Annotated in this window: 24 protein-coding genes and 1 tRNA gene; 14 read left to right on the forward strand and 11 right to left on the reverse strand. The window is 48.6% G+C overall.

All coding sequences use genetic code 11. The features are described 5' to 3' along the window. From V7723_RS01065 to V7723_RS01085, 5 genes are all read right to left on the reverse strand, one after another. On the reverse strand, nt 1-429 hold a 429-nt coding region (locus tag V7723_RS01065), incomplete at its 3' end, for a DsbA family protein (protein WP_335682559.1). Nucleotides 430-480: 51 nt separating this feature from the next. Then, nucleotides 481-1,476, reverse strand: coding sequence for an MDR family NADPH-dependent oxidoreductase (locus V7723_RS01070; protein ID WP_335682560.1), 996 nt, complete (start codon nt 1,474-1,476; stop codon nt 481-483). A gap of 184 nt (nt 1,477-1,660) precedes the next feature. After that, nucleotides 1,661-1,957, reverse strand: coding sequence for a hypothetical protein (locus V7723_RS01075; protein ID WP_335682561.1), 297 nt, complete (start codon nt 1,955-1,957; stop codon nt 1,661-1,663). A gap of 230 nt (nt 1,958-2,187) precedes the next feature. Continuing rightward, nucleotides 2,188-2,793, reverse strand: coding sequence for an HAD family hydrolase (locus tag V7723_RS01080; RefSeq protein ID WP_335682562.1), 606 nt, complete (start codon nt 2,791-2,793; stop codon nt 2,188-2,190). 123 nt (nt 2,794-2,916) lie between these two features. Beyond that, nucleotides 2,917-3,006, reverse strand: a tRNA-Ser gene (locus V7723_RS01085). 240 nt (nt 3,007-3,246) lie between these two features. Here V7723_RS01085 and rplU point away from each other — a divergent pair. From rplU to V7723_RS01155, 14 genes are all read left to right on the forward strand, one after another. Further along, complete coding sequence (gene rplU, locus V7723_RS01090) at nt 3,247-3,759, forward strand: 50S ribosomal protein L21 (protein WP_335682563.1); 513 nt, start codon at nt 3,247-3,249, stop codon at nt 3,757-3,759. 5 nt (nt 3,760-3,764) lie between these two features. Continuing rightward, nucleotides 3,765-4,022 carry a 50S ribosomal protein L27 gene (rpmA, locus tag V7723_RS01095; RefSeq protein ID WP_335682564.1) on the forward strand — a complete coding sequence of 86 codons (258 nt, stop codon included), beginning with the start codon at nt 3,765-3,767 and terminating at the stop codon, nt 4,020-4,022. A 117-nt stretch (nt 4,023-4,139) separates the two neighbouring features. Next, the gene (gene obgE, locus V7723_RS01100) at nt 4,140-5,204 is read left to right on the forward strand and encodes a GTPase ObgE (protein WP_335682565.1); all 1,065 of its coding nucleotides are present in this window, start codon (nt 4,140-4,142) and stop codon (nt 5,202-5,204) included. Further along, a complete protein-coding gene (gene proB, locus V7723_RS01105; protein WP_335682566.1) occupies nt 5,192-6,316 on the forward strand; it encodes a glutamate 5-kinase in 1,125 nt (374 codons plus the stop codon). Before obgE ends, proB begins: the two co-directional genes overlap by 13 nt. A 20-nt stretch (nt 6,317-6,336) precedes the next feature. Further along, nucleotides 6,337-7,623 carry a glutamate-5-semialdehyde dehydrogenase gene (locus tag V7723_RS01110; protein WP_335682567.1) on the forward strand — a complete coding sequence of 429 codons (1,287 nt, stop codon included), beginning with the start codon at nt 6,337-6,339 and terminating at the stop codon, nt 7,621-7,623. Nucleotides 7,624-7,631: 8 nt separating this feature from the next. Beyond that, nucleotides 7,632-8,237, forward strand: coding sequence for a nicotinate (nicotinamide) nucleotide adenylyltransferase (nadD, locus tag V7723_RS01115; RefSeq protein WP_335682568.1), 606 nt, complete (start codon nt 7,632-7,634; stop codon nt 8,235-8,237). Nucleotides 8,238-8,310: 73 nt separating this feature from the next. Beyond that, nucleotides 8,311-8,670 carry a ribosome silencing factor gene (rsfS, locus tag V7723_RS01120; protein ID WP_335682569.1) on the forward strand — a complete coding sequence of 120 codons (360 nt, stop codon included), beginning with the start codon at nt 8,311-8,313 and terminating at the stop codon, nt 8,668-8,670. Nucleotides 8,671-8,710: 40 nt separating this feature from the next. Further along, nucleotides 8,711-9,169: a 23S rRNA (pseudouridine(1915)-N(3))-methyltransferase RlmH gene (gene rlmH, locus V7723_RS01125; RefSeq protein WP_335682570.1), complete on the forward strand. Its 459-nt coding sequence runs from the start codon at nt 8,711-8,713 to the stop codon at nt 9,167-9,169. Nucleotides 9,170-9,210: 41 nt separating this feature from the next. After that, nucleotides 9,211-10,791 carry a 2,3-bisphosphoglycerate-independent phosphoglycerate mutase gene (gene gpmI, locus V7723_RS01130; protein ID WP_335682571.1) on the forward strand — a complete coding sequence of 527 codons (1,581 nt, stop codon included), beginning with the start codon at nt 9,211-9,213 and terminating at the stop codon, nt 10,789-10,791. Continuing rightward, entirely contained in the window at nt 10,778-12,142 is a 1,365-nt protein-coding gene (locus V7723_RS01135; RefSeq protein WP_335682572.1) for a murein hydrolase activator EnvC family protein, read from the forward strand. Before gpmI ends, V7723_RS01135 begins: the two co-directional genes overlap by 14 nt. Beyond that, nucleotides 12,142-13,443 carry a S41 family peptidase gene (locus tag V7723_RS01140; protein WP_335682573.1) on the forward strand — a complete coding sequence of 434 codons (1,302 nt, stop codon included), beginning with the start codon at nt 12,142-12,144 and terminating at the stop codon, nt 13,441-13,443. Before V7723_RS01135 ends, V7723_RS01140 begins: the two co-directional genes overlap by 1 nt. 133 nt (nt 13,444-13,576) lie before the next feature. Beyond that, entirely contained in the window at nt 13,577-15,514 is a 1,938-nt protein-coding gene (locus V7723_RS01145) for a divergent polysaccharide deacetylase family protein (protein WP_335682574.1), read from the forward strand. Next, nucleotides 15,511-15,990, forward strand: coding sequence for an RNA pyrophosphohydrolase (locus tag V7723_RS01150; protein WP_335682575.1), 480 nt, complete (start codon nt 15,511-15,513; stop codon nt 15,988-15,990). Before V7723_RS01145 ends, V7723_RS01150 begins: the two co-directional genes overlap by 4 nt. A gap of 337 nt (nt 15,991-16,327) precedes the next feature. Then, on the forward strand, nt 16,328-17,788 hold the full coding sequence (locus V7723_RS01155) for a hypothetical protein (RefSeq protein ID WP_335682576.1): 1,461 nt from the start codon (nt 16,328-16,330) through the stop codon (nt 17,786-17,788). Nucleotides 17,789-17,805: 17 nt separating this feature from the next. Here the strand turns inward: V7723_RS01155 and V7723_RS01160 are convergent, their stop codons facing one another. The 6 genes from V7723_RS01160 to V7723_RS01185 form a co-directional block, all read right to left on the reverse strand. Then, a complete protein-coding gene (locus V7723_RS01160) occupies nt 17,806-19,245 on the reverse strand; it encodes a sensor histidine kinase (RefSeq protein WP_335682577.1) in 1,440 nt (479 codons plus the stop codon). A 258-nt stretch (nt 19,246-19,503) separates the two neighbouring features. After that, entirely contained in the window at nt 19,504-19,905 is a 402-nt protein-coding gene (locus tag V7723_RS01165) for a F0F1 ATP synthase subunit epsilon (protein ID WP_335682578.1), read from the reverse strand. 27 nt (nt 19,906-19,932) lie between these two features. Next, nucleotides 19,933-21,354, reverse strand: a complete 1,422-nt coding sequence (atpD, locus tag V7723_RS01170) for a F0F1 ATP synthase subunit beta (RefSeq protein ID WP_335682579.1) — start codon at nt 21,352-21,354, stop codon at nt 19,933-19,935. A 51-nt stretch (nt 21,355-21,405) separates the two neighbouring features. After that, on the reverse strand, nt 21,406-22,281 hold the full coding sequence (locus tag V7723_RS01175) for a F0F1 ATP synthase subunit gamma (RefSeq protein ID WP_335682580.1): 876 nt from the start codon (nt 22,279-22,281) through the stop codon (nt 21,406-21,408). Between the two features lie 31 nt (nt 22,282-22,312). Further along, on the reverse strand, nt 22,313-23,842 hold the full coding sequence (atpA, locus tag V7723_RS01180) for a F0F1 ATP synthase subunit alpha (RefSeq protein WP_335682581.1): 1,530 nt from the start codon (nt 23,840-23,842) through the stop codon (nt 22,313-22,315). Then, on the reverse strand, nt 23,842-24,402 hold the full coding sequence (locus tag V7723_RS01185) for a F0F1 ATP synthase subunit delta (protein ID WP_335682582.1): 561 nt from the start codon (nt 24,400-24,402) through the stop codon (nt 23,842-23,844). The genes atpA and V7723_RS01185 overlap by 1 nt, the downstream gene beginning before the upstream one ends. Between the last annotated feature and the right edge of the window lie 200 nt (nt 24,403-24,602).

Below are 24,602 nucleotides of genomic sequence, written 5' to 3' on the forward strand. Positions count from 1 at the left end.
GCCGGTATCCGCACCGGCTTCTGCCAATATTGCTTCTATGGCGTCGATATCATCCACTTCTATTATGTGGTTCCAGAATCGATAGAAAACGGCATCATTATATTTACGGAAAATCTCTCGGCCCTGATCCTGGGCAAACAGCATGCCAATCGTCGCTGGATGTGAGTCGTAAACTTTGCGAGGTCCCTTGATAAACAGATCGCGTTTCGTTGCAAAACGCCGCATGTCCATATAAGCGTATTTTATCTTCCGCCACTGCACAGGGTTTCGATTTTCAACAGAGCCGGCGAAAGATTCAATATCAAGGGTATAAGGACGCCAGACAACCTCCAAATCAAAATCCTCTTCCAATGCATATGCAGACTCCACTGCAAGATACGCATATGGACTCTTATAGTCAGTATAGTGAATGACTTGTTTTTTACTCACGTTTGGCGCTCCGTGTTTTTATTAAATAGTCATCGAACCCGTATTGGATTGCTAACGCACATCCATTCCATTGGGCGCAATCAGAATTTTACCGTAGTGCCCGGGTGATTGCGCATGACGTATTGCTATCTTGATGTCATCTATTGGATAGATTTTATCTACAGGGGCTTGCAAACGGCCCGACGCAACATCGTCAGCGATCTCAGCATAAATAGCCTCGATTTCCGCCGTCGAGTATTTTGCCAAAAATCTTCCCAGCATAAAGCCAGTAAAGGTGATACCTCTGTATATCAGGTCAAATGAAGGGACCGAAGCGGGTAGGCCAGACATGGATCCATACGTGCAAACGGTGGCATTTTCCGCCACACATCCAGCTATGCGCGCTGTCGCACTGCCTGAGATGGCATCAATACCCAGGACAATCGCCGCGCCGTCACAGGCTTTGTCGGCGCGGACCTGCAGATCATCTCCATCCAGCAGGCAGACATCTGCGCCAAGGGCGTACATATCATCAAAAACATCTGCACGGCGAACGATATTAATCGTGCGGATGCCCCGATGTTTCGCCAAGGCAATTATTTGCCGGCCAACTGCCGAATTGCCGACATTCTGGATAATCCAATCCCCGGCGCTTAACGTCACAATGTCTTGCAACAACAGCCGGACGGTTGGCGGATTTATCCGGATCATCGCCGCCTGCGTCAGATTAATATTACTGGGCAATTTGATAACCGACGTGGCTTTAACGCGGCGTTGCTGCGCCCAGTTTTCCCGCTCCAGATTAATGACAATATCACCGATAGAAACCGCGTTGACATCGCTGCCTACCGCAATTATCCGCCCTACGCATTCAGCCCCCGGTGTAGTTGGCAGCGGAGGCTTCAGCCGGTAGTTCCCCTGGCAAAAAGCGACGTCCGCCGGGTTGATAGGAAAGGCGAGAACATCAAAAACAACTTCATCCTTATTTGGCGCATCGATATCAGGCCCTTCAACACAGCTCACGACTTCCTCAGGGTCACCATAACGGGAGATTTCGATTTTCTTCATAGATATACTTCCCAAATAAGTGGTACGGAGCTGTCTTGTTGCAACGTCCGTCGTTTATGCAATACCAGATATCCCATCATACTGCATGATTACGGGAGTACGCAAAAATTTCTCTACAAAAAGCTGCCCGATAATACGGCTATTCCCTGCTCTTAAAGCGAATTTTATTTTTGAAATTATATCCCTATGCGTCCGGGAAGTTCTCCATCACGCCAATAAAGGAGACAGCAACAAAGGCGAATATCTGAATGCGCGCCAAATAGAGTTTTGCTATGCCGTTCGGATTCAGGGAGAACAGCAGCGAAATACTAAGAGCGACGAAGGCCACGATGAGTCCAAGCACCAGGATTGGCCACATCAGAAACCATTCCCCTAATGGGACACTCGACATTTGTGCGGTTGGATGCGCGCCGTCCTGCCCGAGAATGATGGCAGTATAGAGGAACGCGAATAGAGCTGTTGCCAGCGCGATATCCGTCACTCGCTTTACCCAGGTCGGCCATACACGCAGGTTTTCCGATCTGGTCACGCGGCTGTAAACCCAGAAGATGCACGTGCTGAAAGCCAGTAAGATCCAGAGAACCGTAAACATCTCACTTAATCTTCCGATACACAGATTCGTAATTACATTACCCTCCCGTTTTTTGTTTTAGTTTTTCGTATCGTTGCGACAAGTAAGCCTCATCCAGATTACCGGATGCTGCTGGAAGATCATATGATCAATCCATGTTCTTCAAGCTCATTTCGCAATTGAGCCGAGGTTTCAAACCGCACAGTCTTCATTCCTAAGGCTTCCGCGCCTTTCGTATTCACCGGTGAATCATCTATGAAAATACATTCTCCTGCCTGAAGATCATTCCGAGTTAATAAACATTGAAATATTGCAGCATCGGGTTTCATAACCTTTTCATCTCCGGAAACCACCGCATCCCGAAATAACGAAAGGAATTCAAAACGCTTTTGCACCTCACCCCATTTTTCAGATGAAAAGTTGGTAATCGCATAAAGTGGAAATTGTTGTGCCGCCAAAGATTCGAGAATAACGACCGTGTCAGGAAACGTATTCTCTATCATTTCGTTCCAACGCAAATGGGCCGCTTCGATTAGTGAGCTACGATGAGGGAATTGCTCTGATAGATCGGCCACACCCTCTGACCATTGTCTGCCCTTGTCTTGTTGGGCGTTCCAGTTGGCGAAACCAACCTCATCAAAAAACGCATCTATTGATGTCTCGTCTGGGAGCATTTTACGGTACAGATTACGCGGATCCCAATCCAATAACACGCCACCGATATCAAATATGACTGCTTGACCCATTGATTTGACCTCCTCTTCAACCATCAGAGGTGAATACTATCATGACGTTACTACAAGTTGAATTACAAAATATCTTCCGCGCCTTTCAAACATACATATGAAATATAGTCTAAAAAAGAGTTCTGGCGGTCGGTGAGAGATTCGAACTCTCGAAGGGCTTGCACCCTTACCGGTTTTCGAGACCAGCGCATTCAGCCACTCTGCCAACCGACCGCAAATTCGACGCCGCGCCCGTAAACCTGTATATAGAGGCCTATGGGCTTAAAAACACCGAATGGCGGCTTTTACTGCAAGGGTTTTCACAGTGCAAGTGCAGAATGGTTCAAAAACTTTCGGTAGGCGCTTGAATCCTGTTGACTTCGCAGGTCTCATGGATATATTGCGCCCTTCAATTGAGGTACGCGGGGAAATCAGTCTTGGCGGCCCATTCATTATGTTCGAAACGGATCAGCCATGTTTGCAGTGATCAAAACCGGCGGCAAGCAATATAAAGTCGCCAAAGACGATGTCATCAAGGTAGAGCGCCTCGCAGGCGAAGCCGGTGACGATGTACAGTTGGACCAGGTCCTGGCCATCGCAGGTGACGACGGCGCTTTGTCTGTTGGCGTACCCCTTCTGGAAGGTGCGGTTGTTTCCGCTACTTTGTTGGAACAGGCCCGCGCGGACAAAATTGTTGTCTTCAAGAAAAAACGCCGTCAGAACTACCGCCGTAAAGCCGGTCATCGTCAAAATTTGACGGTTCTGCGGATTACAGATATTTCTGCTAAGGGCGCCAAAAAGCCCGCTCCGAAAAAAGCCGCCCCTGCTAAGAAGGCAGATGCTCCGGCTGCAGAAAAAGCTGAACCTAAGAAAGCTGCGCCGAAAAAAGCAGCTGCCCCGAAGAAAGCGGCAGCGCCTAAGGCAGAGAAAGCGGCCCCGAAAAAGGCAGCGCCTAAGAAGGCCGCGCCAAAGAAAACTGAGGAGTAGTTTAGATGGCACATAAAAAAGCTGGCGGTTCAACCCGTAACGGTCGCGACTCAGCAGGTCGTCGTCTCGGCATCAAAAAATATGGTGGCGAAAAAGTTATTTCTGGCAACATCATTCTGCGCCAACGCGGCACCCAATGGTACCCGGGAGATAATGTTGGACTAGGCAAGGATCACACCATCTTCGCCGTTACTGAAGGTAATGTTAAATTTACCAAGAAGAGTGGCGGAAAGATCTATGTATCCGTAGAACAGCAGGCATAACGCCCGCGTTACACGGCTAAGAGATTGAAGAAGGGGAATGGTCCGGCCATTCCCCTTTTTTTATTTTGAACTATAGTCAACGGGATCGCTCCGGTGACATTTCGGTAGGCAATTTTTATGAAATTTCTGGATCAAGCAAAAGTATTTTTACGCTCCGGTAACGGCGGGCCAGGTGCCCTTAGTTTCCGACGGGAAAAATATATCGAATTTGGTGGTCCTAACGGTGGCGATGGCGGTCGGGGCGGATCGGTCATTGTTGAATGTGTTGATGGCCTGAATACCCTTATTGATTATCGCTATCAACAACATTTCAAGGCCAAGAGCGGCGCCCATGGCATGGGCCGCGATCGCAGCGGTGCTGCGGCAAGTGACATGATCCTTAAAGTTCCCGTCGGCACGCAGGTTTTCGAAGAAGACAACAAAACGCTGATCATGGATTTTACCGCGATTGGCCAGAGTCATGTTTTGTGTAGTGGCGGAGATGGCGGCCGTGGTAATGCGGCGTTTAAAACGTCAACGAACCGCGCCCCTCGTAAAATTGAACCGGGCTGGCCCGGAGAAGAACGCTGGATCTGGCTGCGCTTGAAATTGATCGCCGATGCCGGCCTTGTCGGATTGCCCAATGCTGGCAAGTCAACGTTCCTAAGCGTAACCAGTCGGGCAAAACCAAAAATCGCCGACTATCCTTTCACTACTCTTGTACCCCAGCTTGGTGTTGTCGGTGTCGGCACGCGGGAATTTGTGCTTGCCGATATCCCTGGTCTGATTGAAGGCGCATCAGAAGGTATTGGCCTTGGTCACCGTTTCCTCGGACATGTGGAAAGATGTCGTGTTCTCCTGCATCTGGTGGATGGCACTCAGGAAGAAGTCGTCGGGGCGTATAAAACGATCCGCGGCGAACTGGAAGCCTATGCGCAGGAGCTTGCAGAAAAAGAAGAGATCCTTGTTCTGAACAAAATCGATTCCCTCTTTGACGAAGAAATTGCAGAAAAGAAAGCCGCCCTTGAAAAGGCCTCGGGCAAATCCGTTCAGACCATTTCTGCTGTTGTCGGCGATAATGTGGAAGAGTTGCTGTTCTCTTTACAAAAGATTATCGACGACAGTAAAAAAGACGAGGCGGCCGAAATTATCGCAACCGAAAAGCGCCTCGCCGGCGAAGAGCCTGAAACATGGCAGCCTTAATCGATCGATTTACCAAAGCCAAGCGGGTTGTTATCAAAATCGGCTCGGCGCTGCTTGTGGATAGTGAAACAGGACAAATTCGCCGGGACTGGCTGACCGCGCTCAGCGAGGACATTTCGAAAATGCGCGCCCGCGGTCAGGAAGTACTGATTGTGTCCAGTGGATCCATCGCCATGGGGCGGCATGTGCTGGGACTACCCAATGGCCCCCTCAAACTGGAGGCAAGTCAGGCTGCGGCTGCGGCCGGTCAAATCCAACTGGCCCACGCGTATCAGGAAATTCTGGCGTTGCAGAACCTGCAAGTTGCGCAAATTCTTTTGACTCCCTCCGACACAGAGGAACGCCGGCGCTATTTGAATGCGCGGAGCACGGTCGCGACCTTGCTTGGGCTCGGCGCTATTCCTGTGGTCAACGAAAACGATACGGTGGCGACCAGTGAAATTCGCTATGGCGATAATGACCGTCTGGCCGCCCGTGTCGCCCAGATGATCAGTGCGGATTGCCTCGTCCTGCTCAGCGACATTGACGGATTATATGACCGCGACCCCAAAGCAAATGAGGACGCGACCCTTATCCCCGAAGTAACAGAACTTAGCGACGAGGTTATGGCCATGGCCGGCACATCCCGAACCGATGTAGGTAGCGGCGGCATGATTACGAAACTTAAAGCGGCGCAGATAGCCATGGCTGCCGGCTGTACAATGTTTATTGCCAGCGGAACAATCGCCCATCCGATGTCGGCGATCGAGAAAGGCGCGAATTCAACCTGTTTCGTTGCTCATGACACACCGCGTAAGGCCCGCAAAAAATGGATTGCCGCCAGCCTCACCTCACAAGGACGGATTTTCGTCGATGGCGGAGCTGAAAAAGCGCTGAATTCCGGCAAAAGCCTGCTGCCCGCCGGTGTGACGAAAGTAGATGGTAGATTTGACCGCGGCGATCTGGTGACGGTGATGAATACCGAGGGCACGGAACTGGGACGCGGTCTTATTGCCTACTCCTCAGAAGATGCGGCGCGCATCTGTGGCCATAAAAGTGGTGAGATCACCGAGATTCTAGGCTATTCTGGGCGAGACGAGATGATTCACCGCGATGAACTTGCGTTAAACTAACTGGCAAATTGGAAAATTCCATGACCGTACATTCGAATTTAGACGAGAGCGATACCATCGCCAGTATGATGCAGGATCTGGGTCGCCGCGCAAAAGATACGGCGAAAACTCTCGCCATGGCCTCAACCGATGCCAAGAATTCAGCCCTGCGCGATGCCGCCAATGCGCTGCGTGTTCGATCCGCGGAAATACTGGCGGCCAATTCAACCGATATGGCTGCCGCGAAGGAAAAAGGCATTTCCGCCTCTTTGTTGGATCGTCTTGAACTGAACGACGAGCGCATTGGCGCCATGGCGGCAGGTTTGGACGCTATTGCGGAATTGCCGGATCCCGTCGGCGATATCATGGCCGAATGGGATCGGCCAAATGGTCTTGAAATCTCACGGGTTCGGGTTCCCTTGGGCGTGATCGGTATTATTTACGAATCCCGCCCCAATGTCACTGCAGATGCCGGTAGCCTCTGCCTGAAGGCCGGAAATGCCTGTATTTTACGGGGCGGCTCGGAAAGTTATCATTCCAGCCGGGCCATCTGGTCCTGTTTGCAAGAAGGCCTTGTCAGCGCTGGCCTGCCTGCTGATGCCATTCAGATGATCCCGACCACGGACCGGGCGGCTGTGGGTGAATTACTTATCCTGTCTGAATTCGTTGACGTGATCGTTCCCCGCGGCAGCTACAAGCTGATCGAACGGGTGCAGAATGAAAGCCGGATCCCCGTTTTCTCTCATCTGGATGGGCTGGTTCATATATATATTGATGAAGACGCAGATCCTAAAAAGAGTCTGGATATTACCCTCAATTCCAAAATGCGCCGCGTCAGCGTCTGTGGCGCGCTTGAAACATTGTTAGTGCATAAGTCCGCCGCGGCAAGCCAGCTTCCGGCAATCCTTGATAGCCTGATCGACGCAGGCTGTGAAATCCGCGGTGATGACAGCGTCATGGCGCTGGACCCGCGCGTCATCGCAGCGACAGAGGCAGACTGGCAAACAGAATATCTGGAACCAATCCTGTCAATTAAGACAGTAGAAAATCTACTGGCTGCTATTGACCATATTGAGCAATATGGATCCCACCATACGGACTGCATCATCACCGAGAATGCGGACACGGCGAAAACTTTCACGGACATTGTTGATAGTGCCATATTGCTGCAGAACGCGTCGACGCAATTTGCAGATGGCGGTGAATTTGGCATGGGCGCGGAAATTGGGATCTCCACCGGCAAGATGCATGCGCGTGGCCCCGTTGGTGTCGAGCAACTCACCAGTTTCAAATATGTTGTTAAGGGGACTGGCCAGATCCGGCCCTGATACTTCATATGCGGCTACAAAAAATTGGAATTCTGGGCGGCTCCTTCAATCCGGCTCATCAGGGACATCGGGAAATCAGCCTGGCCGCTTTGCGACTGCTTGGACTGGATGAAGTCTGGTGGCTGGTTTCCCCGCAAAATCCGTTAAAATCCAGCGAGGGCATGGGTGAGTTCAAAGACCGAATGGCCAGCGCAAAAAAAATCACGAAGCATCCACGGATCAAGATTTCTGCCTTTGAGGCCAGAATTAACGAGCCAAGAACAGCAAAAATGCTACCAAAATTGATAGAATCAAACCCCAAGTGTCAATTTGTGTGGCTTATGGGCGCCGATAATCTCGTGCAATTTCCAAAATGGTATCAATGGGAAGACATAATGGACACAGTTCCCATTGCAGTTTTTAACCGTCCCGGTTACACATATCGAGCGTTGAACGGGCCCATCGCCCATAAATATCGAAAAAATCGGCTTTTTCCGGCGGCCGACGGTAAACCTATACCGCAATTCGCCTTAACCCCACCCCCTTGCTGGGTTTTTGTGTCGCAAACGGCACATAAAATCAGCAGTACACATATAAGAAATTTTCATGACAAAGCAGGTAATACTTGCTCTTGAGCCATAAAATACCCAAATTAACGGTGTAGGCATGTTTCATGATCACATTTATGGAGAATAATTGATCCCTATTATGAATGCTAACAAAGCTGTAGTTGCTAAACTCCGCGACCTCGTCGAAGACACACTCAATGATGACAAAGCGGAAGAACTTGTTTCTATCGATCTCGCCGGTAAAACCTCCTTCGCAGATTATATGATTATCGCCAATGGCCGCTCCTCTCGTCAGGTAGGCGCGATGGCGGATCATTTACGTACGCGTATCAAAGAAGAAGGTTTTGGCTCCGTCAGGATTGAAGGCAAAACCAACGGAGACTGGATTCTGGTTGACGCGGGCGATATCATAATTCATTTGTTCCGTCCTGAGGTTCGAGAATTCTATAATCTTGAAAAAATCTGGTCTCCAGATTTTCCGATGGAAATGACAAGTTAGCTATCTGCTTCAAGTAAGCTGAAACGTTCAGGAGGGCTGTATGCGCCTTACCATTGCCAGTGTCGGCAGGTTTCGTGGCGGTCCCTTGCCTGCGTTATATAGTGAGTATTCGGCTCGTTTACCCTGGCCTATTGAGCTGAGGGAAGTTGAAGAAAAGCGCCCTCTAAAAGGCGTTCAACGAAAAAACAATGAAGCCGACCTGCTGATGAAAGCCGTTCCCGACAAAGCCCGCCTAATTGTCCTGCATGAAACGGGCAAAGCGCTTACCAGCGTCGAGTTTGCTCGATTACTGGAACAATATGCCGATGACGGAACGCAAAATGTCGCGTTCTTGATTGGCGGCGCAGATGGCCATGCCCCGTCAACTTTGAAGGCCGCTGACCGCCTCCTCTCATTGGGCCCAATGACGTGGCCGCATTTGATGGTGCGCGGCCTCCTGGCAGAGCAACTTTACCGGGCTTCGTCGATCCTAGCCAATCATCCCTATCATCGGGCATGAAACTAATAGAATCTTAAACCTAACGGTACTATAAAGGCATCATGACCAACGACGTGAAAATACAATCAAATGGGCCTGTCCTACTCTGTATTCTGGATGGATGGGGCCATAGTGACAAAGTGATAGACAATGCCATCGCGCAAGGGCAGACACCCAATTGGGATCACATGCTGGCAACGAGACCAAAAAGCCTCCTGGGAACCTCTGGGCTGGATGTCGGATTACCGATCGGTCAAATGGGTAATTCCGAAGTTGGTCACATGACGATCGGCAGCGGCCGCGTTGTGTTGCAGGATCTACCGAGGATCAATACGGAGATCGAGACCGGCGTCCTTGTCACGAACACTGGACTTCAGGATCTCATCAAAAAGCTCCGGACAACCGGTGGCACCTGCCATCTCGCCGGTCTTCTATCCCCCGGTGGCGTGCATTCTCACCAAGATCATTTGGTGGCGGTCGCAAAGATTCTGGATGATGCCGGTATCCCTGTGCGGATACATGGCTTTATGGATGGTCGGGATACTCCGCCCACAAGCGGTGCGGATTTTGTCTCCAAAATGGTCTCTGACCTGTCCGACCTGAACGATACAACCATCGCGACCCTCTGTGGTCGGTATTTTGCCATGGATCGGGACACGAACTGGGATCGGGTTCAGATTGCTTACAAAGCTCTGTTCAATGGCGCGGGCTCTTCCTTTACGAACCCTGTTGCGGCAATTCGGTCTGCCTATGACATCAAAGAAACAGATGAATTTATCAAACCGCTAGTCCACGACGGATTTACCGGCATTCAAGATGGCGATGGCATCATCTGTGCAAATTTCCGTGCCGACAGAGCGCGCGAACTCCTCAGTGCTATTGTGCTGCCCGACTTTGACGGGTTTGATCGTGGGGATCGCCCTCAACTGGCTTCTATCAAGGGAATGGTCGAATATTCGACCACCCTCGCCGATTTTATTCCGGCATTCTTCCCGCCTGTACAAGTAAACAACACCTTGGGGAATGTGGTTTCACAAGCCGGCCGCACGCAGCTTCGCATCGCTGAAACAGAGAAATACGCTCATGTGACGTTTTTCCTGAATGGCGGTGAAGAGCGGGTATATAAAGGTGAAAAGCGTATTCTAGTGCCCAGCCCGAAAGTCGCAACATACGATCTCAAGCCTGAAATGTCCGCGCCTGAAGTAGAAGACAAACTCATTGACGCAATCCAATCAGGTTCCTTTGATCTCATCATCGTCAATTTTGCCAACCCGGATATGGTGGGCCATACAGGCGTCATGCCAGCTGCTATCAAAGCCGTGGAAACCATCGACGGCTGTATCGGCCGCCTGCGAGATGCGGTTGCCGAGGCGACCGGCGTTATGCTGATTACGGCAGATCACGGGAATATTGAACAGATGCGAGATCCGCAAACGGATAGACCACATACAGCCCATACAACAAATCTTGTGCCGTTTGTGCTTGCCGCTGGCGACGGTATCAGTCGACTTGAAAACGGAACCCTTGCCGATATAGCGCCCACACTCTTACATTTTTTAGATATTACAGTGCCTTCCGAAATGACAGGACATAACCTGGCAATCGGTGCAGAAGGAAATGAACATAAACGTGCTGCGTCCTAGTATTAATTACTTTGCCCGTAACGGCTGGTTTTCCGCCGTTTCAGCGTATTTTTGTCTTTTGTGCCTATTATTGGCACCGACCGTCAGCATAGCCAATACGACGCAAGATGATCTGAAAGCCTTACAAAAAGCATTAGCAACCTCGACCAGCCGAAACGAGACATTTACAACTCAGTTGAATAATCTGGACGCCGAGATTATCGGCTTGAAAGCAAGTCTGGTCACTGCCGCAAAGACGCTCACTTCTCTTGATCAAAAGCTGGTGGATGTGGAACAGCGGCTATCGGACATCAAGCAGGTCGAAAATGATACCCTTGACGATTTATCGAAGAGAAATGTGGAGCTGGCGGCAACGTTATCTGCATTGGTCAATTTAAGCCGGCAGCCCGAAGGTACAATTATTGGAAATCCAGCGGGTTTGGTCGATAGCCTCCGGACCTCCTCGCTTCTTCGCAATATCATTCCGACCCTCAAAAATGACGCCGATCAACTGGTGCGGCAACTGGAAACCTTGGAAACCCTGCGGGCGGATTATTTTCGCGAGAAAGCCGAGTTTGAAAATCTGCGAAAAATCAGGCTCATAGAGCAAAAATCCATCGATCAATTGATCGCGGCAAAAAAAGCGGCACAAAACAAGATTGCCGGTTCTCGAACCAAAGAACAGAAACGTCTGAACAAACTGACCGCGAACCTCCGTGATACGACCGCATTGATGGAAAAACTGGCGCAGGATCAACAGAAAGCCAAGGCTGCGGAAGAAAAACGCCTGCAACAAGAAATTGCCCGCACGAAAGCCGAATTGAAAGAGCAACAAAAGAAAGCGGCATCTGTGGCAAAAGCTAATAAAACCGCGGAAAAGCCAATTGAAATTGTAAAACCTGCGGAAAATAAGGAAATAGCTGAAGAAAAGCCGGTGCAAGTGGCCCGGGCAACAATCGGCAAACGCTTTCGCGAAGCGAAAGGCACACTTCCTTTACCTGTTGGCGGTACGATCGTTTCAAACTACAATGAATCCAAGAAAACAGGACAGCAAAAAGGGATCGTAATTGAGAGTAGACCTGAGGCCGCCGTTATTTCCCCGTTTGATGGCCAGATTGCCTTTGCGGGACCATTTCGACATTACGGCCTTTTGCTGATCATTGATCACGGAGATGGATATCATACGCTATTAGCAGGATTAGGATCTATTGAAGGTGCCGTTGGCCAGCTTCTTCTTGCTGGAGAACCAGTCGGACAAATGAAAAAAAGTAGTAAAGACAAACCAAAACTCTATATGGAACTTAGAAGTAAAGGTGCGCCCATTAACCCAGGGCCCTGGTTAATGGCTACCAATAGAAAGGTAAGCGGATAATGAGACATGTTGTAACGGGTGTATTGGCGGTAACGGTAGTCGTGTTGTCTATCGCGATTATTGCGACGCCGGATAAACGCTTAGAAGCCAGCTCGGAAACGTATCAACAATTGAATCTGTTTGGTGACGTGTTTGCAAAAATTCGCGAAGACTACGTGGAAGAGGTTGACGACGCAGAACTTATTGAAGCTGCTATCAATGGTATGCTCAGTTCATTGGATCCGCATTCAAGCTACCTTAACCCAAAAAATTATGACGGCATGAAAGTTCAAACCCGTGGCAAATTCGGTGGCCTGGGTATTGAAGTAACCATGGAAAACGGTCTTGTAAAAGTAGTCTCCCCTATCGATGACACCCCTGCGTCAAAAGCGGGCGTTGAGGCTGGTGACTATATTACTCATTTGGATGGTGAAGCCGTTATGGGTTTGACACTTTCCGAGGCTGTTGAGCGGATGCGCGGCTTAGTCGATACGGATCTTGCACTGACTATTCGCCGGGAAGGTCAAAAAGAACCCGTTGAAATCGTTATTACGCGCGCCATTATTACCGTTCAGTCTGTTCGGGGACGTTTGGAAGACGAAGATATTCTCTATGTCCGTGTTTCCAGCTTTACGGAGCAGACAGACAAGGGCCTTCGAAAGGCTGTACAGAAATTAAAAGACGAAGCTGGCGGAGATTTTAAAGGAATTATTCTGGATTTGCGGAATAACCCAGGCGGATTGCTGGATCAAGCTATCGCCGTCTCTGATGCGTTTCTTGAAAAAGGAGAGATTGTCTCCACGCGCGGTCGGGACGCAAATGATGCCCAGCGTTACAACGCAAAAATTGATGATATCGCTGAAGGAAAACCTGTTATCGTTTTGATAAACGGTGGTTCGGCAAGTGCATCGGAAATCGTTGCAGGTGCCTTACAAGATCACGGCCGTGCGGTAATTCTTGGCACGAAAAGCTTCGGCAAGGGGTCCGTTCAGACCATTGTTCCGCTGCAAGGCAAAGGCGCAATGCGGATGACGACGGCGCGGTACTATACACCGTCTGGGAGTTCTATTCAGGCGAAGGGAATTACCCCTGATATCGAAGTTGAACAGGCGAAACTGGAAGTTTTAAAACCAAATGCACGTCGGACTGAAGCTGATCTTCGGAACCATCTGGAAAACGGCAATAAAGGAGACGCCAAAACCGATCCAACCGCCAAGGCAGGTGACGCACCCGTGGAAAATCTAGATTACCAATTGTTGCGGGCGAAGGATTTATTAAAAGGCGTCTGGCTATTTGCTACAAAAGATGCCAAAAAAGGATAATCTGCCTACCGGCCTGAAATTTGTCATGCGCAATGCAATCGGGCCAACGTCTGATTAAAAAGGCTCGATTGTCGTGCGAAATGTAAAAGAACACCGCGTATCAAAACCGACCCCTCGCAATAGGGTGTCGGTTTTGTTCGTTTTTTCCATAGCTCTAATGCTTGCTGTCATTGGCAGTAGCGCCTGGGTCTATTTAGACCATGACGGCGATTTTTCACCAGAAGTGGTTTCTGCAGTCGCAGCAATTGACGCTCCCCTTGTTGTCTTCGATCCGATTATCTCTGCCCACGAAAAAACAACGCCGACCGACCAGGAAAAAAGGGTCGTTGCTGAAGAAAAAACCGATGTCGCCGTTAAAGAAACAGTGGCCTCTGCTACAGTAACGGCAAGCCCAGCACCGGCCGCCGAGCCTATTGATCAAATCACAGAAGCAGTACCAACGGCAATAGTATTGGATCCTCAACCGCCTGCGACCAAGCCTGCACCCCTTGAAACGCCTGTAATTACCGAAACAAAGCCAGAACCGACGGAAACAACTCTAGCCCGTGCTATTGAGCTTGTGCCGCTAGGAACACCGAAGACGCCAGAAATCGAGTCCCAGCCAACCGATACGCCAAAAATCGCTGAGAATGTCGCAGCGGAAGAAGTCACGCCGGAAATCGTTGAAGCAGCACCTGAACAGATCAAGAAACCGATACAAGTCAGCGAGAGTGTGTCCACAATCCCAGAAAAGGAAATGCAGGAGATATTAGCTGCCGAACCCGCCGCCGGCTCACCTGTCGTTCCTGAGCCCATAACGCAGCCTGATATGCGTGTCACAGACACTCTAGTGACACCGGCCAACGATGATATCCCAACCGAGCTACCAACTATAGCCGCGGCACAGGATCAAGTTTCAAAGGCGCCAGATGAAGCCACCGTTGCGGCAGAAGATATAGACCCCATCGTCGCCATTCCAGTTGAATTTGATCGGGAAATTATTGTTGCCGATATTCCGCCGGCCCCTGCCCCGAGTTTGGATGTGCAAAAAGCCGCTCCAGCCCCGAAACAACCCGCGTTGCCTGAAATCGCAGAAGAAATTGTTGTGGCCCCTCGCGATAAAACGACAGAAAAACTGATTTCAGAAACCGAAGAAACCAAAGTGGAGACACCTGCGTGGCTTGAAGAAACGCCGTCTCTCCCAGCCAGAGGCGCTGTTGAAATGGCCCTGGTCCTGCCCCCCTCACAACCTTCCTATGCTTTCATCGCGCCTACCATTCCGGAGGAGAAACCAGTAGAGACCGCACCAAAAATAACCTCAACACCCGTTGAACCCGTGGTCCTGACACTGCCCCCAGAAAACAAACCCCTGTGGCAAGCAAACGCACAACCTTTCGAGGATGCTGCGAACCGACCTCGGATTGCGATTATTGTGAGTGAGATGGGCATCAGCAAAGCCGGTACGACAGCCGCAATTGATCAACTCCCAGCCGCTGTGACATTAGCCTTCAACCCTTACGGTCGGCGATTGCAAAGCTGGATCGATAAATCAAGAGAGAGAGGTCATGAAGTCCTGCTGCAGCTCCCAATGGAACCCATGGGCTACCCCAAGACAGATCCCGGCCCACGCGCCCTGCTAACGAGCCTAACACCAGTCGAGAATTTGGAACGACTTAATTGGAGCCTGGATCGGTTTTCTGGGTATACTGGACTCACGAACCAAATGGGATCAAAATTTACAGCTTCACGTTCACATATCGAACCGGTCCTTGCCGTCCTAAAAGAGAAGGGTCTGCTTTACGTTGACAGTCGAACTGCCAGCAATAGCGTTGCTGCCAAGATAGCTAAAGAACTTTCTATTCCGGTTGCGTTGAACAATCGGTTCCTGGATCATCGAGCAGATGTTGAAACGCTTGATGCGCGGCTCGTTGAACTTGAAAATATAGCACTGAAGACAGGTTCTGCAATTGGCATCGGCTATCCTTATCCAGCGACACTAGAACGTTTGGCAACCTGGACAGCATCATTGGCAGAAAAAGGAATTGTCCTCGCGCCCATTTCTGCGTTGGTGAACAGACAGGATGTTAAATGACAATGTCCAGCCCAACCACTCCACTTCCTTATCGGCCATGCGCTGGCATGATGGTGATAAACAAAGAAAACAATGTCTTTGTTGGCCGCCGACTTGATATGGTGTCCCAATATTGGCAGATGCCCCAAGGCGGTATTGACCCGGGAGAGCTGCCATTGGAAGCAGCTCACCGCGAACTTTTGGAGGAAATCGGCACTCAAAATGTTGAGCTTTTACACAGCTTAAAGGAGTGGATTGAATACGACCTCCCCGCGGACCTGGTTGGAAAAGTGTGGAAAGGAAAATATCGGGGTCAAAAGCAAAAATGGTTTCTTTTTCGATTTCTCGGCGAAGATGCAGACATCAATATCGCCACAAAACATGCGGAATTCGCAGAATGGAAATGGTCACCTCCAAAAAATCTAATTGGTGAAATTGTGCCCTTTAAGCGTGACATTTATGAAACCATTGTGACCGAATTTACGCCGTTTTTCTAGAAACCGCCGTGAAAATTTATGGCGCACAGTACAACAAATGGTTCATTCCAGTAGTTTTACGACAAATGCCCCCAATATCTAGTATAACAAAATAGTAGTAGCGGATTTAGACTTAACTTGTTGTCTTTCCTTTTAAGTTGAGCCTATAATCTTAACCGATTGTTAATGGTAACTAATTTTTATAGTTAATAGAAATGGTTAACAATTTGACTATTGGGGATCACTTGGTTGGCTTTTCTGTATTTTTAAGAAATCTTGAAAGCTTTCTGAAGTGTAAAAGAGTTGTACTGCTTTTAGTATTTTAATTTTATTACTGTAATCGTTTAGTGAGCGTGACATGAAACATTACGAAGAGCTTACAGGTGGAGAAGGTAGACGTATTTTCTACCGAGCCGAGCGCTTTGATGCCAAAACTCTAATGAGCAGCATCTCACCGGTCGTAGATGTCCAAGATGAATCTTTCGATTTGCTCGATGTCAGCATGAGCGGCATCAGTTTTGTGAGCCCACAAAGTACGTCTTGGCTAGATGATTTGAATAAGGACGTTCCGCTTAGCTTGAAGTTGGATTCTACGGAAATTTTTACCGGACGTGGGACGATCCGACGCATAGAACCTTTGAAAAGCCAGCAGATCGTCGCGTTGGAGTTCACAAAAGGTTATCTTGATATCAAGAAGATCCTGAGACGCCACGACGAAATCTCTCTTCAAAAATCTATCCAAGCCGGTATGAACGATACAACAGAGCTCGTTCCCGGTGAATACAAACAGCTCATAAGCGACGCTATATTTTTGCTGAGATCTGCGCGTACGACACTTGAAGAGATAGAAGCTGAACTATCCGCTGATATGCCACGGCGAGAGGAAAGAATTCGTGATACCGTTATCGCTTGCGAAAAGTTAGCCTATGCGCGCTGGAAAGACCTGTACAAGCTAGGCAATAAAGTTGTGCGCGATATCCGTCACGACCCAATTGTTGAAAGTGCTGTTAAACGATACACGGAAGCGACATTGATGCCTGAGTTAATGGATGGCAAGAACTGGCACCGTTCTTATACCAAGCCTTTAGGGTATCCGGGTGATTTCCAAGTTATGAATTACTTCTATAATGTAGCCCTTATCGGCAATACGCCTTATGAAAAATTCTGCCACCAACTTGGCAATTCAACCGGTGAATTTATTTCTTTTCGCATGACGATGGTCCGCCAAGCTATTGCTAGATTAGCCCTTCAGGCCGCGGAGAAAGGAAAGAGCACTTTTGATGTTGCGAGCCTTGGCTGTGGTCCGGCGCAAGAGGTGCGAAACTTCTTGAAGGCTGACTCTTTGCCGCTTCAGGTTAGTTTTACATTGATCGACCAAGACCATGATGCGCTGACCTATGCCTACGAAAATTCCTTCCCGGAAGTTGCAAGGCTAGATGGGCAAGCGAAAATTAATTGCTTGCATACGTCGTTCGTACAATTTCTCTCTGCTGGAAAACTCGTCGGCAAATTGGGATTGCAAGACCTCGTTTATTCTGTCGGATTAGTCGATTACTTATCGGCGCGTCAGGCTAACAGGTTTGTAACCGGGCTCTACGACAAACTTAAACCAGGCGGAGCCATCGTAGTTGGTAATATGCGACAGTCTGAAGACAGTTTAGAATGGCTATTGGATTACGTTACGGATTGGAAGCTTGAATATCGCACGGAGGATGAAATGTTGGCAATGGCCGACAAAATTGACCCTGATGCGAAACGGGAAGTCCTGCCGGATGTTACCGGACATTGCCACCTTCTAATTGTTACCAAGCCAGACTAAACCGAAAAATATAAACTTTAGCCTTGGGCTTGTTTTTGAGAATTATCTAGGCTTTGTGTAATGACGCGTTCCTTGGGGAATTTGACGATGGCTGTCGTACCTTCTCCAAGCCTGCTTGACAACGTAATCCCTCCGCTATGAAGCTCCATAATGTTTTTCGTCAACGGAAGCCCCAATCCTGTCCCCTCATAATTCCGCGCCATGGAACTCTCAATTTGGACAAATGGCGCAAAAACTTTATCAAGATCTTTCGTATCAATGCCGATGCCGGTATCCTGAATAAGCACCCATAAACCCCCATCTTCGACATTCTCAAAGCTGATCGTCACAGAACCACCTTTGTGCGTAAATTTTACAGCATTCGAGAATAGGTTGAGAAATACTTGTGCGAGAAGTCGGGGGTCTCCGGTCAGCATATTATCATGCTGAGGAACATCAAAAGCCAGCCGAACGCCTCGCTCTGCAGCATGGTCACGCACAATGCGAAGCGTAGAATTAACAATTTCTACAATAGAAACAGGGTTTTCTTGCAAAACCAACTTACCAGCTTCAGCTTTCGAAAGATCTAAAATGTCGTTGATAATGCTTAGAAGATGTTGCCCACTTACATTTATATCTTTGGAGTATTCCTTGTACTGATCTTTTCCGAGAGGCCCGAACATTTCTTTCTCGAGAATTTCTGAAAAGCCAATAATTGCATTTAGAGGAGTCCGTAGTTCGTGTGACATAATCGCCAAAAATTCAGACTTCGCATGATTGGCTGCTTGTGCTTTGTCTGCGAGCTCAACTGACCGGGACCTTTCAGCTTCTAAAAGGCGCATATTGACATAATCCCGACGCCTAGCAATTTCCTGAATATAACTGGCGAAGACACTCAATAACGCCGAACAAACGAGAAAAAATTCAGTCTGAAGAAGAACATCGCTGGGAGGAGGATTTACGAAAAAAACGATATATTGATATGCAACGATGAAAATCGCAATCACGAACGTGGCGTACAGAAAACGCACTGGTGGGATACAGCAACAATAAATCAAGACAATCACAATACCGGCAAAATAACCAGACACGCCAACAGCATCAGCGAGCGCGATCATCACAAGTATGCCGGCTCCGCACGAAAACATGCAAAAAGCAAAAATAGACTGCGCGTAGCGATTTGCAGTGGAATTGAAGGTTAGCAAAATGGACACAAAGAATATAGGTGCGACGATACCAATTCGCACGATCAAGGCTTCTGTAAAGATTTCCGGAATGGAGAAATAGTCGAGAATTCCGAAGGCCATATAGATAATAATTCCAGCTACCAACGCCAACCGCATGACAGGAAGAGCTTTTCTCAACTCCGTCCGATTATGCCGCCGTTCTTCGTCCCGGTCCGCAAACCGCAAAGAGAAGAGGTTGATTGTAAAATCACCGAAACCAAAATGCTCGGAGATCCGCTTGGAGATTGTCATCCCGTCTTTACTCACATACTCGTTAGAGAAAATTATCCCAAAATTCTTTCGAAACTTGCAGACAGATTAACTATTATAGGTAAATAAACTCTTAATTTGACGGGCTGTTGCCTCGCACTCTTCACATATTTATAGTGTATTTTCGGGTATTGGCTCAGATCTCTTCGGAAAATCGAATTGAAATAGGATAATTTCACAAAAAAAGGGCAAAAAAAAGAGACCCTAAAGGCCTCTAATTGATTGAAGATCTAATTGCTACTAATCGATTGCATCAAGCAATTGCTGCAAATGATCCTTATTCTCCGCGGCTCGGCGCCTAACTTCGTCGTCTTTAGCGTCTTCTTCATCTTCTGTCGCATTTTGAATACGCTGCTCGAGATCGGAACGATTAAGATCAGCAATGTAAATTGCTTCTTCGGCCAGTACTGTCAGTTTATCGTTAGACACTTCGACGAAACCACCATTAACGAAAATTCGGTCTTTCTCAACATCATTTTCATAAATGCTAATTACACCGGGACGCAAAGAAGACGTCACAGGAGAATGCCCGGCAAGCACCGCAAAGTCACCTTCGGCACCTGGTACAACCACCATCTCAAAATCAGCAGACAGCATCAACTTTTCCGGTGACACCAGGTCCATGGTAATCTTATCGACCATTCATCGTACTCCTTCAGCCAACAGTGCTTACGCAGCGTCTGCGGCCAGTTTTTTCGCTTTTTCAATGACTTCTTCGATACCACCGCACATGTAAAAAGCTGCTTCCGGAAGCTCATCATAGTCGCCGGCACAGATTTTTTCGAATGCGTCGATTGTGTCTTCCAGCTTAACGAACTTACCAGGAGATCCAGTAAAGACTTCTGCGACATGGAATGGTTGGCTGAGGAAACGTTGAATTTTCCGGGCGCGGGCCACGATCAATTTATCTTCCTCTGACAATTCATCCATACCCAAGATTGCAATAATATCTTGCAGAGATTTATATGTCTGCAATGTTTCCTGAACCTGGCGCGCAATGCCATAATGACGATCACCAACGACAGCCGGGTCGAGCATACGAGAAGTTGAATCCAGTGGATCAACCGCCGGATAAATACCGAGTTCTGCAATCTGACGTGAGAGCACTGTCGTCGCATCCAAATGGGCAAACGATGTTGCTGGAGCCGGATCGGTCAAGTCATCGGCAGGAACATAAATCGCCTGAACTGATGTAATCGAGCCTTTGTTGGTTGATGTAATACGCTCTTGCAAGGCGCCCATATCAGTTGCCAATGTCGGCTGGTATCCCACAGCAGAAGGAATGCGGCCCAGGAGGGCTGACACTTCGGATCCTGCCTGAGTGAACCGGAAAATATTATCAATAAAGAACAACACATCCTGGCCTTCAACGTCACGGAAGTATTCCGCCTGGGTCAAACCAGACAATGCCACCCGCATACGTGCTCCTGGAGGCTCATTCATCTGACCATAGACCAAAGCCACTTTTGACTTATCACCTTCAAGATCAATAATGCCGCCTTCGATCATTTCGTAGTAAAGATCATTACCTTCACGTGTCCGCTCACCAACACCGGCGAACACAGAATAACCACCATGACCCATGGCCACGTTGTTGATCAATTCCATGATCAGAACCGTTTTACCAACACCAGCACCACCGAATAGGCCAATTTTACCGCCTTTCGCATAAGGTGCGAGCAGATCGACAACTTTAATACCTGTGATGAGAATTTCAGCGTCTGTTGACTGATCGGCAAAGTCAGGTGCGTCAGCATGAATTGGTGAGTATGAATCAACTTCAATTGGTCCACGCTCATCAACAGGTTCGCCGACAACATTCATGATCCGACCAAGTGTATTCGGCCCAACCGGCATGCGGATAGCGTCGCCCGTATCTGTTACTTCCTGACCACGAACCAGACCTTCCGTGGCGTCCATTGCAATGGTCCGCACGGTGTTTTCACCCAAATGCTGCGCCACTTCCAAAACCAACCGGTTTCCGTGGTTATCACAATGAAGAGCATTCAAAATTTTTGGTAGCTCACCATTAAATTGTACGTCTACGACGGCACCGAGTACCTGTGTAATTTTGCCGACACTATTCGCCATTTTCATGCTCCCTACAGGGTCACTTCTGTTCTTAAAAATCGACGCGAAAGACTAGACTGCTTCCGCACCGGAGATAATTTCAATTAGTTCACTCGTGATCGCCGCTTGGCGCTCACGGTTATATTGCAAGGTCAATCTATCGATCATATCCCCTGCGTTTCTTGTTGCATTTTCCATCGCTGACATTCTTGCGCCTTGCTCAGACGCTGAATTTTCAAGCAAAGCCCGAAAAACTTGAACCGACAAATTACGCGGAAGTAACTCCGTGAGAATTTCCGCTTCATCCGGCTCATATTCATAAACCACGTCGTCCGCATCTGTTGATGCTTCAGGCACGGAAGCAGGAATTATTTGCAAGCCCGTAACTTCTTGAGTCATAACGGAGATAAACTTGGCGTAAAAAATCGTACAGACGTCAAATTCGCCTTCGCTAAACCTTGTCAAAAGGTCTTGAGCAATTGGTTGCGCATCGCCAAAACCGATCCTTTTGGAGCCTGATAAATCCACGAGATCAATGATCAAATGGCCATATTTACGTTTCAGCGCATCCCGGCCCTTTTTCCCAACACAAAGGATATTGACATCCTTGCCTTGGGAAACAAGACTTTGTACTTTCAAAGCGACCGCTTTGGAAATAGAGCTATTAAATCCCCCGCACAGGCCACGCTCACCTGTCGCTGCAACAATCAAATGCTTTTGATCGGAACCAGTACCGCCGAGGAGCTGCGGAGCATCGTCCCTGCCAACCATTCCGGTCGCCAAAGAAGCCATCATGCTATCCATTCTCTCAGCATAAGGACGAGCCGCATTTGCAGCCTCTTCAGCATGGCGCAGTTTCGCTGCAGCCACCATCTTCATAGCCTTAGTGATCTTCTGCGTCGACTTGACGCTGGTGATCCGGTTTTTGAGCTCTTTAAGGTTCGCCATATTTAGGCTGCCCCTTCCCTAATCTCAGGTTTTACGCAAATGTCGTGGTAAAGCTTTCAAGAATTTCTTTAAGCTTCGTTTCAGATTCTGAAGATAATGCTTCCTCACTCAGGATCGTATCCATAAGATCCTGATGCTTAGCATGCATTTCTGACAGAAGTTGTTTTTCGAAATCACCGATTTGCGATACCTCGATACGATCAAGGTAGCCTCGCACGCCAGAGAAAATAACCACAACCTGCTCGTCCATAGTCAACGGGCTGTACTGCGGCTGTTTCAATAACTCAGTCAACCGAGCGCCACGTGCCAATAGCTGTTGTGTTGCAGCATCAAGGTCGGAGCCGAACTGGGCGAAAGCTGCCATTTCACGATATTGCGCCAATTCCAACTTAATACTACCCGCAACCTGCTTCATGGCTTTCGTCTGCGCGGATGAGCCCACACGAGAAACAGACAGACCAACGTTAATCGCCGGACGGATACCTTGATAGAACAGTTCTGTTTCAAGGAAAATCTGGCCATCCGTGATAGAAATCACGTTTGTCGGAATATAAGCAGACACGTCACCGGCCTGTGTTTCAATTACCGGCAAAGCCGTCATCGAACCGGACCCATTTTCTTCGTTCAATTTAGCAGAACGTTCCAATAGACGTGAATGAAGATAGAAAACATCACCTGGATAGGCTTCACGTCCTGGAGGGCGACGAAGCAACAAGGACATTTGACGATAGGCGACAGCTTGTTTCGAAAGATCATCATAAATGATCAATGAATGCATACCATTGTCACGGAAAAACTCAGCCATCGCACAACCGGTAAACGGCGCAAGATACTGAAGTGGTGCTGGATCTGAGGCCGTCGCTGCAACAACGATGGAATATTCCATGGCGCCGTTTTCTTCAAGGGTTTTCACCACCTGAGCAACTGTTGACCGCTTCTGACCAATCACGACATACACGCAATAAAGCTTTTTGCTTTCATCATCGCCCGCATTTACGGATTTTTGATTGAGGATGGCGTCAACTGCCACGGCCGTTTTACCGGTCTGGCGGTCACCAATAATCAATTCACGCTGTCCACGTCCAACAGGCACAAGGCTGTCGATCGCCTTAAGGCCTGTCATCATTGGCTCGTGAACCGATTTACGGGGCATAATACCAGGAGCTTTAACATCTACACGGCGTGTTTCAGCATCTGCAATCGGGCCCTTTCCATCAATCGGGTTCCCCAAGCCATCGACGACACGACCAAGAAGTCCTTTGCCGACGCTTGTTTCAACAATGGCGCCTGTACGTTTAACCGTATCGCCTTCGCGGATATCGCGGTCGGAACCAAAGATAACAACACCGACATTGTCGGTTTCCAGGTTCAAAGCAAGACCCTTAATGCCTCCTGGAAATTCGACCATTTCACCGGCCTGAATATTGTCTAGTCCATATACGCGGGCAACACCGTCACCAACGGAAAGCACTTGGCCAACTTCTGAGACTTCAGCTTGCGTGTCGAAACCAGCAATCTGTTGTTTAAGAATTTCGGATATTTCTGCGGCGCGGATATCCATCACCCAACCCCTTTCATCGCAAACTTGAGATTCTGAAGCTTGGTTCGGATCGAGCTATCGACCATACGTGAACCAACTTTTACTATTAAGCCCCCAATCAGGCCATCATCTACATCCGCCTCAAGGCTGACGTCACTTTTGATGGCAGATTTAAGAGCTGTCGCAATAGCCTCTAACTGGCTATCACTTAACTTCTTAGCGGATATTACTTTGGCTACGACCTCGCCACGCTCTGCGGCTAGCAATTTACCAAAATCATCTATCATGTCCGGCAGGGCAAATAGACGACGGTTTCGTGCAACTGTGCCGACGAAACGACGAACGAGATCACTAACGCCTAATTTTTCAAGCACGGCCGCCATAGCCTTAGCCTGATCATCGCGGCTGATAAGTGGACTCCGAACGAGGCGCACGAGATCTTCACTCTCGGCCATCATCGATTTAATCGTGGTCAAATCTGCCGCCACTGTATCGAATTGCTTCGCTTCAGAAGACAAATCAAACAAGGCTGTCGCATAACGACCCGAAATACCGGAAACTGTTATGTTCTCAGCTGACAAGGAACGATCCCCAAGCCTGAAAAAAAGACGCGAATTGCGCCGGACAAAAACTTTTATTCGCCAAACTCTCGGCACCTGAAATTCGAGGTCCCGTTAGCAAGGCACCGGGTTATTAGCACAGGGAAATCCGGGTGGCAATATGCTGCAGCCCAGTTTATTCATCAAAAATCACCTTTCGCTCCAGAAAGACTTTAATTTGC

Origin of the sequence: Sneathiella sp. (assembly GCF_036960985.1) — a bacterium.
In the GTDB taxonomy this organism is placed as follows: Bacteria; Pseudomonadota; Alphaproteobacteria; order Sneathiellales; family Sneathiellaceae; genus Sneathiella.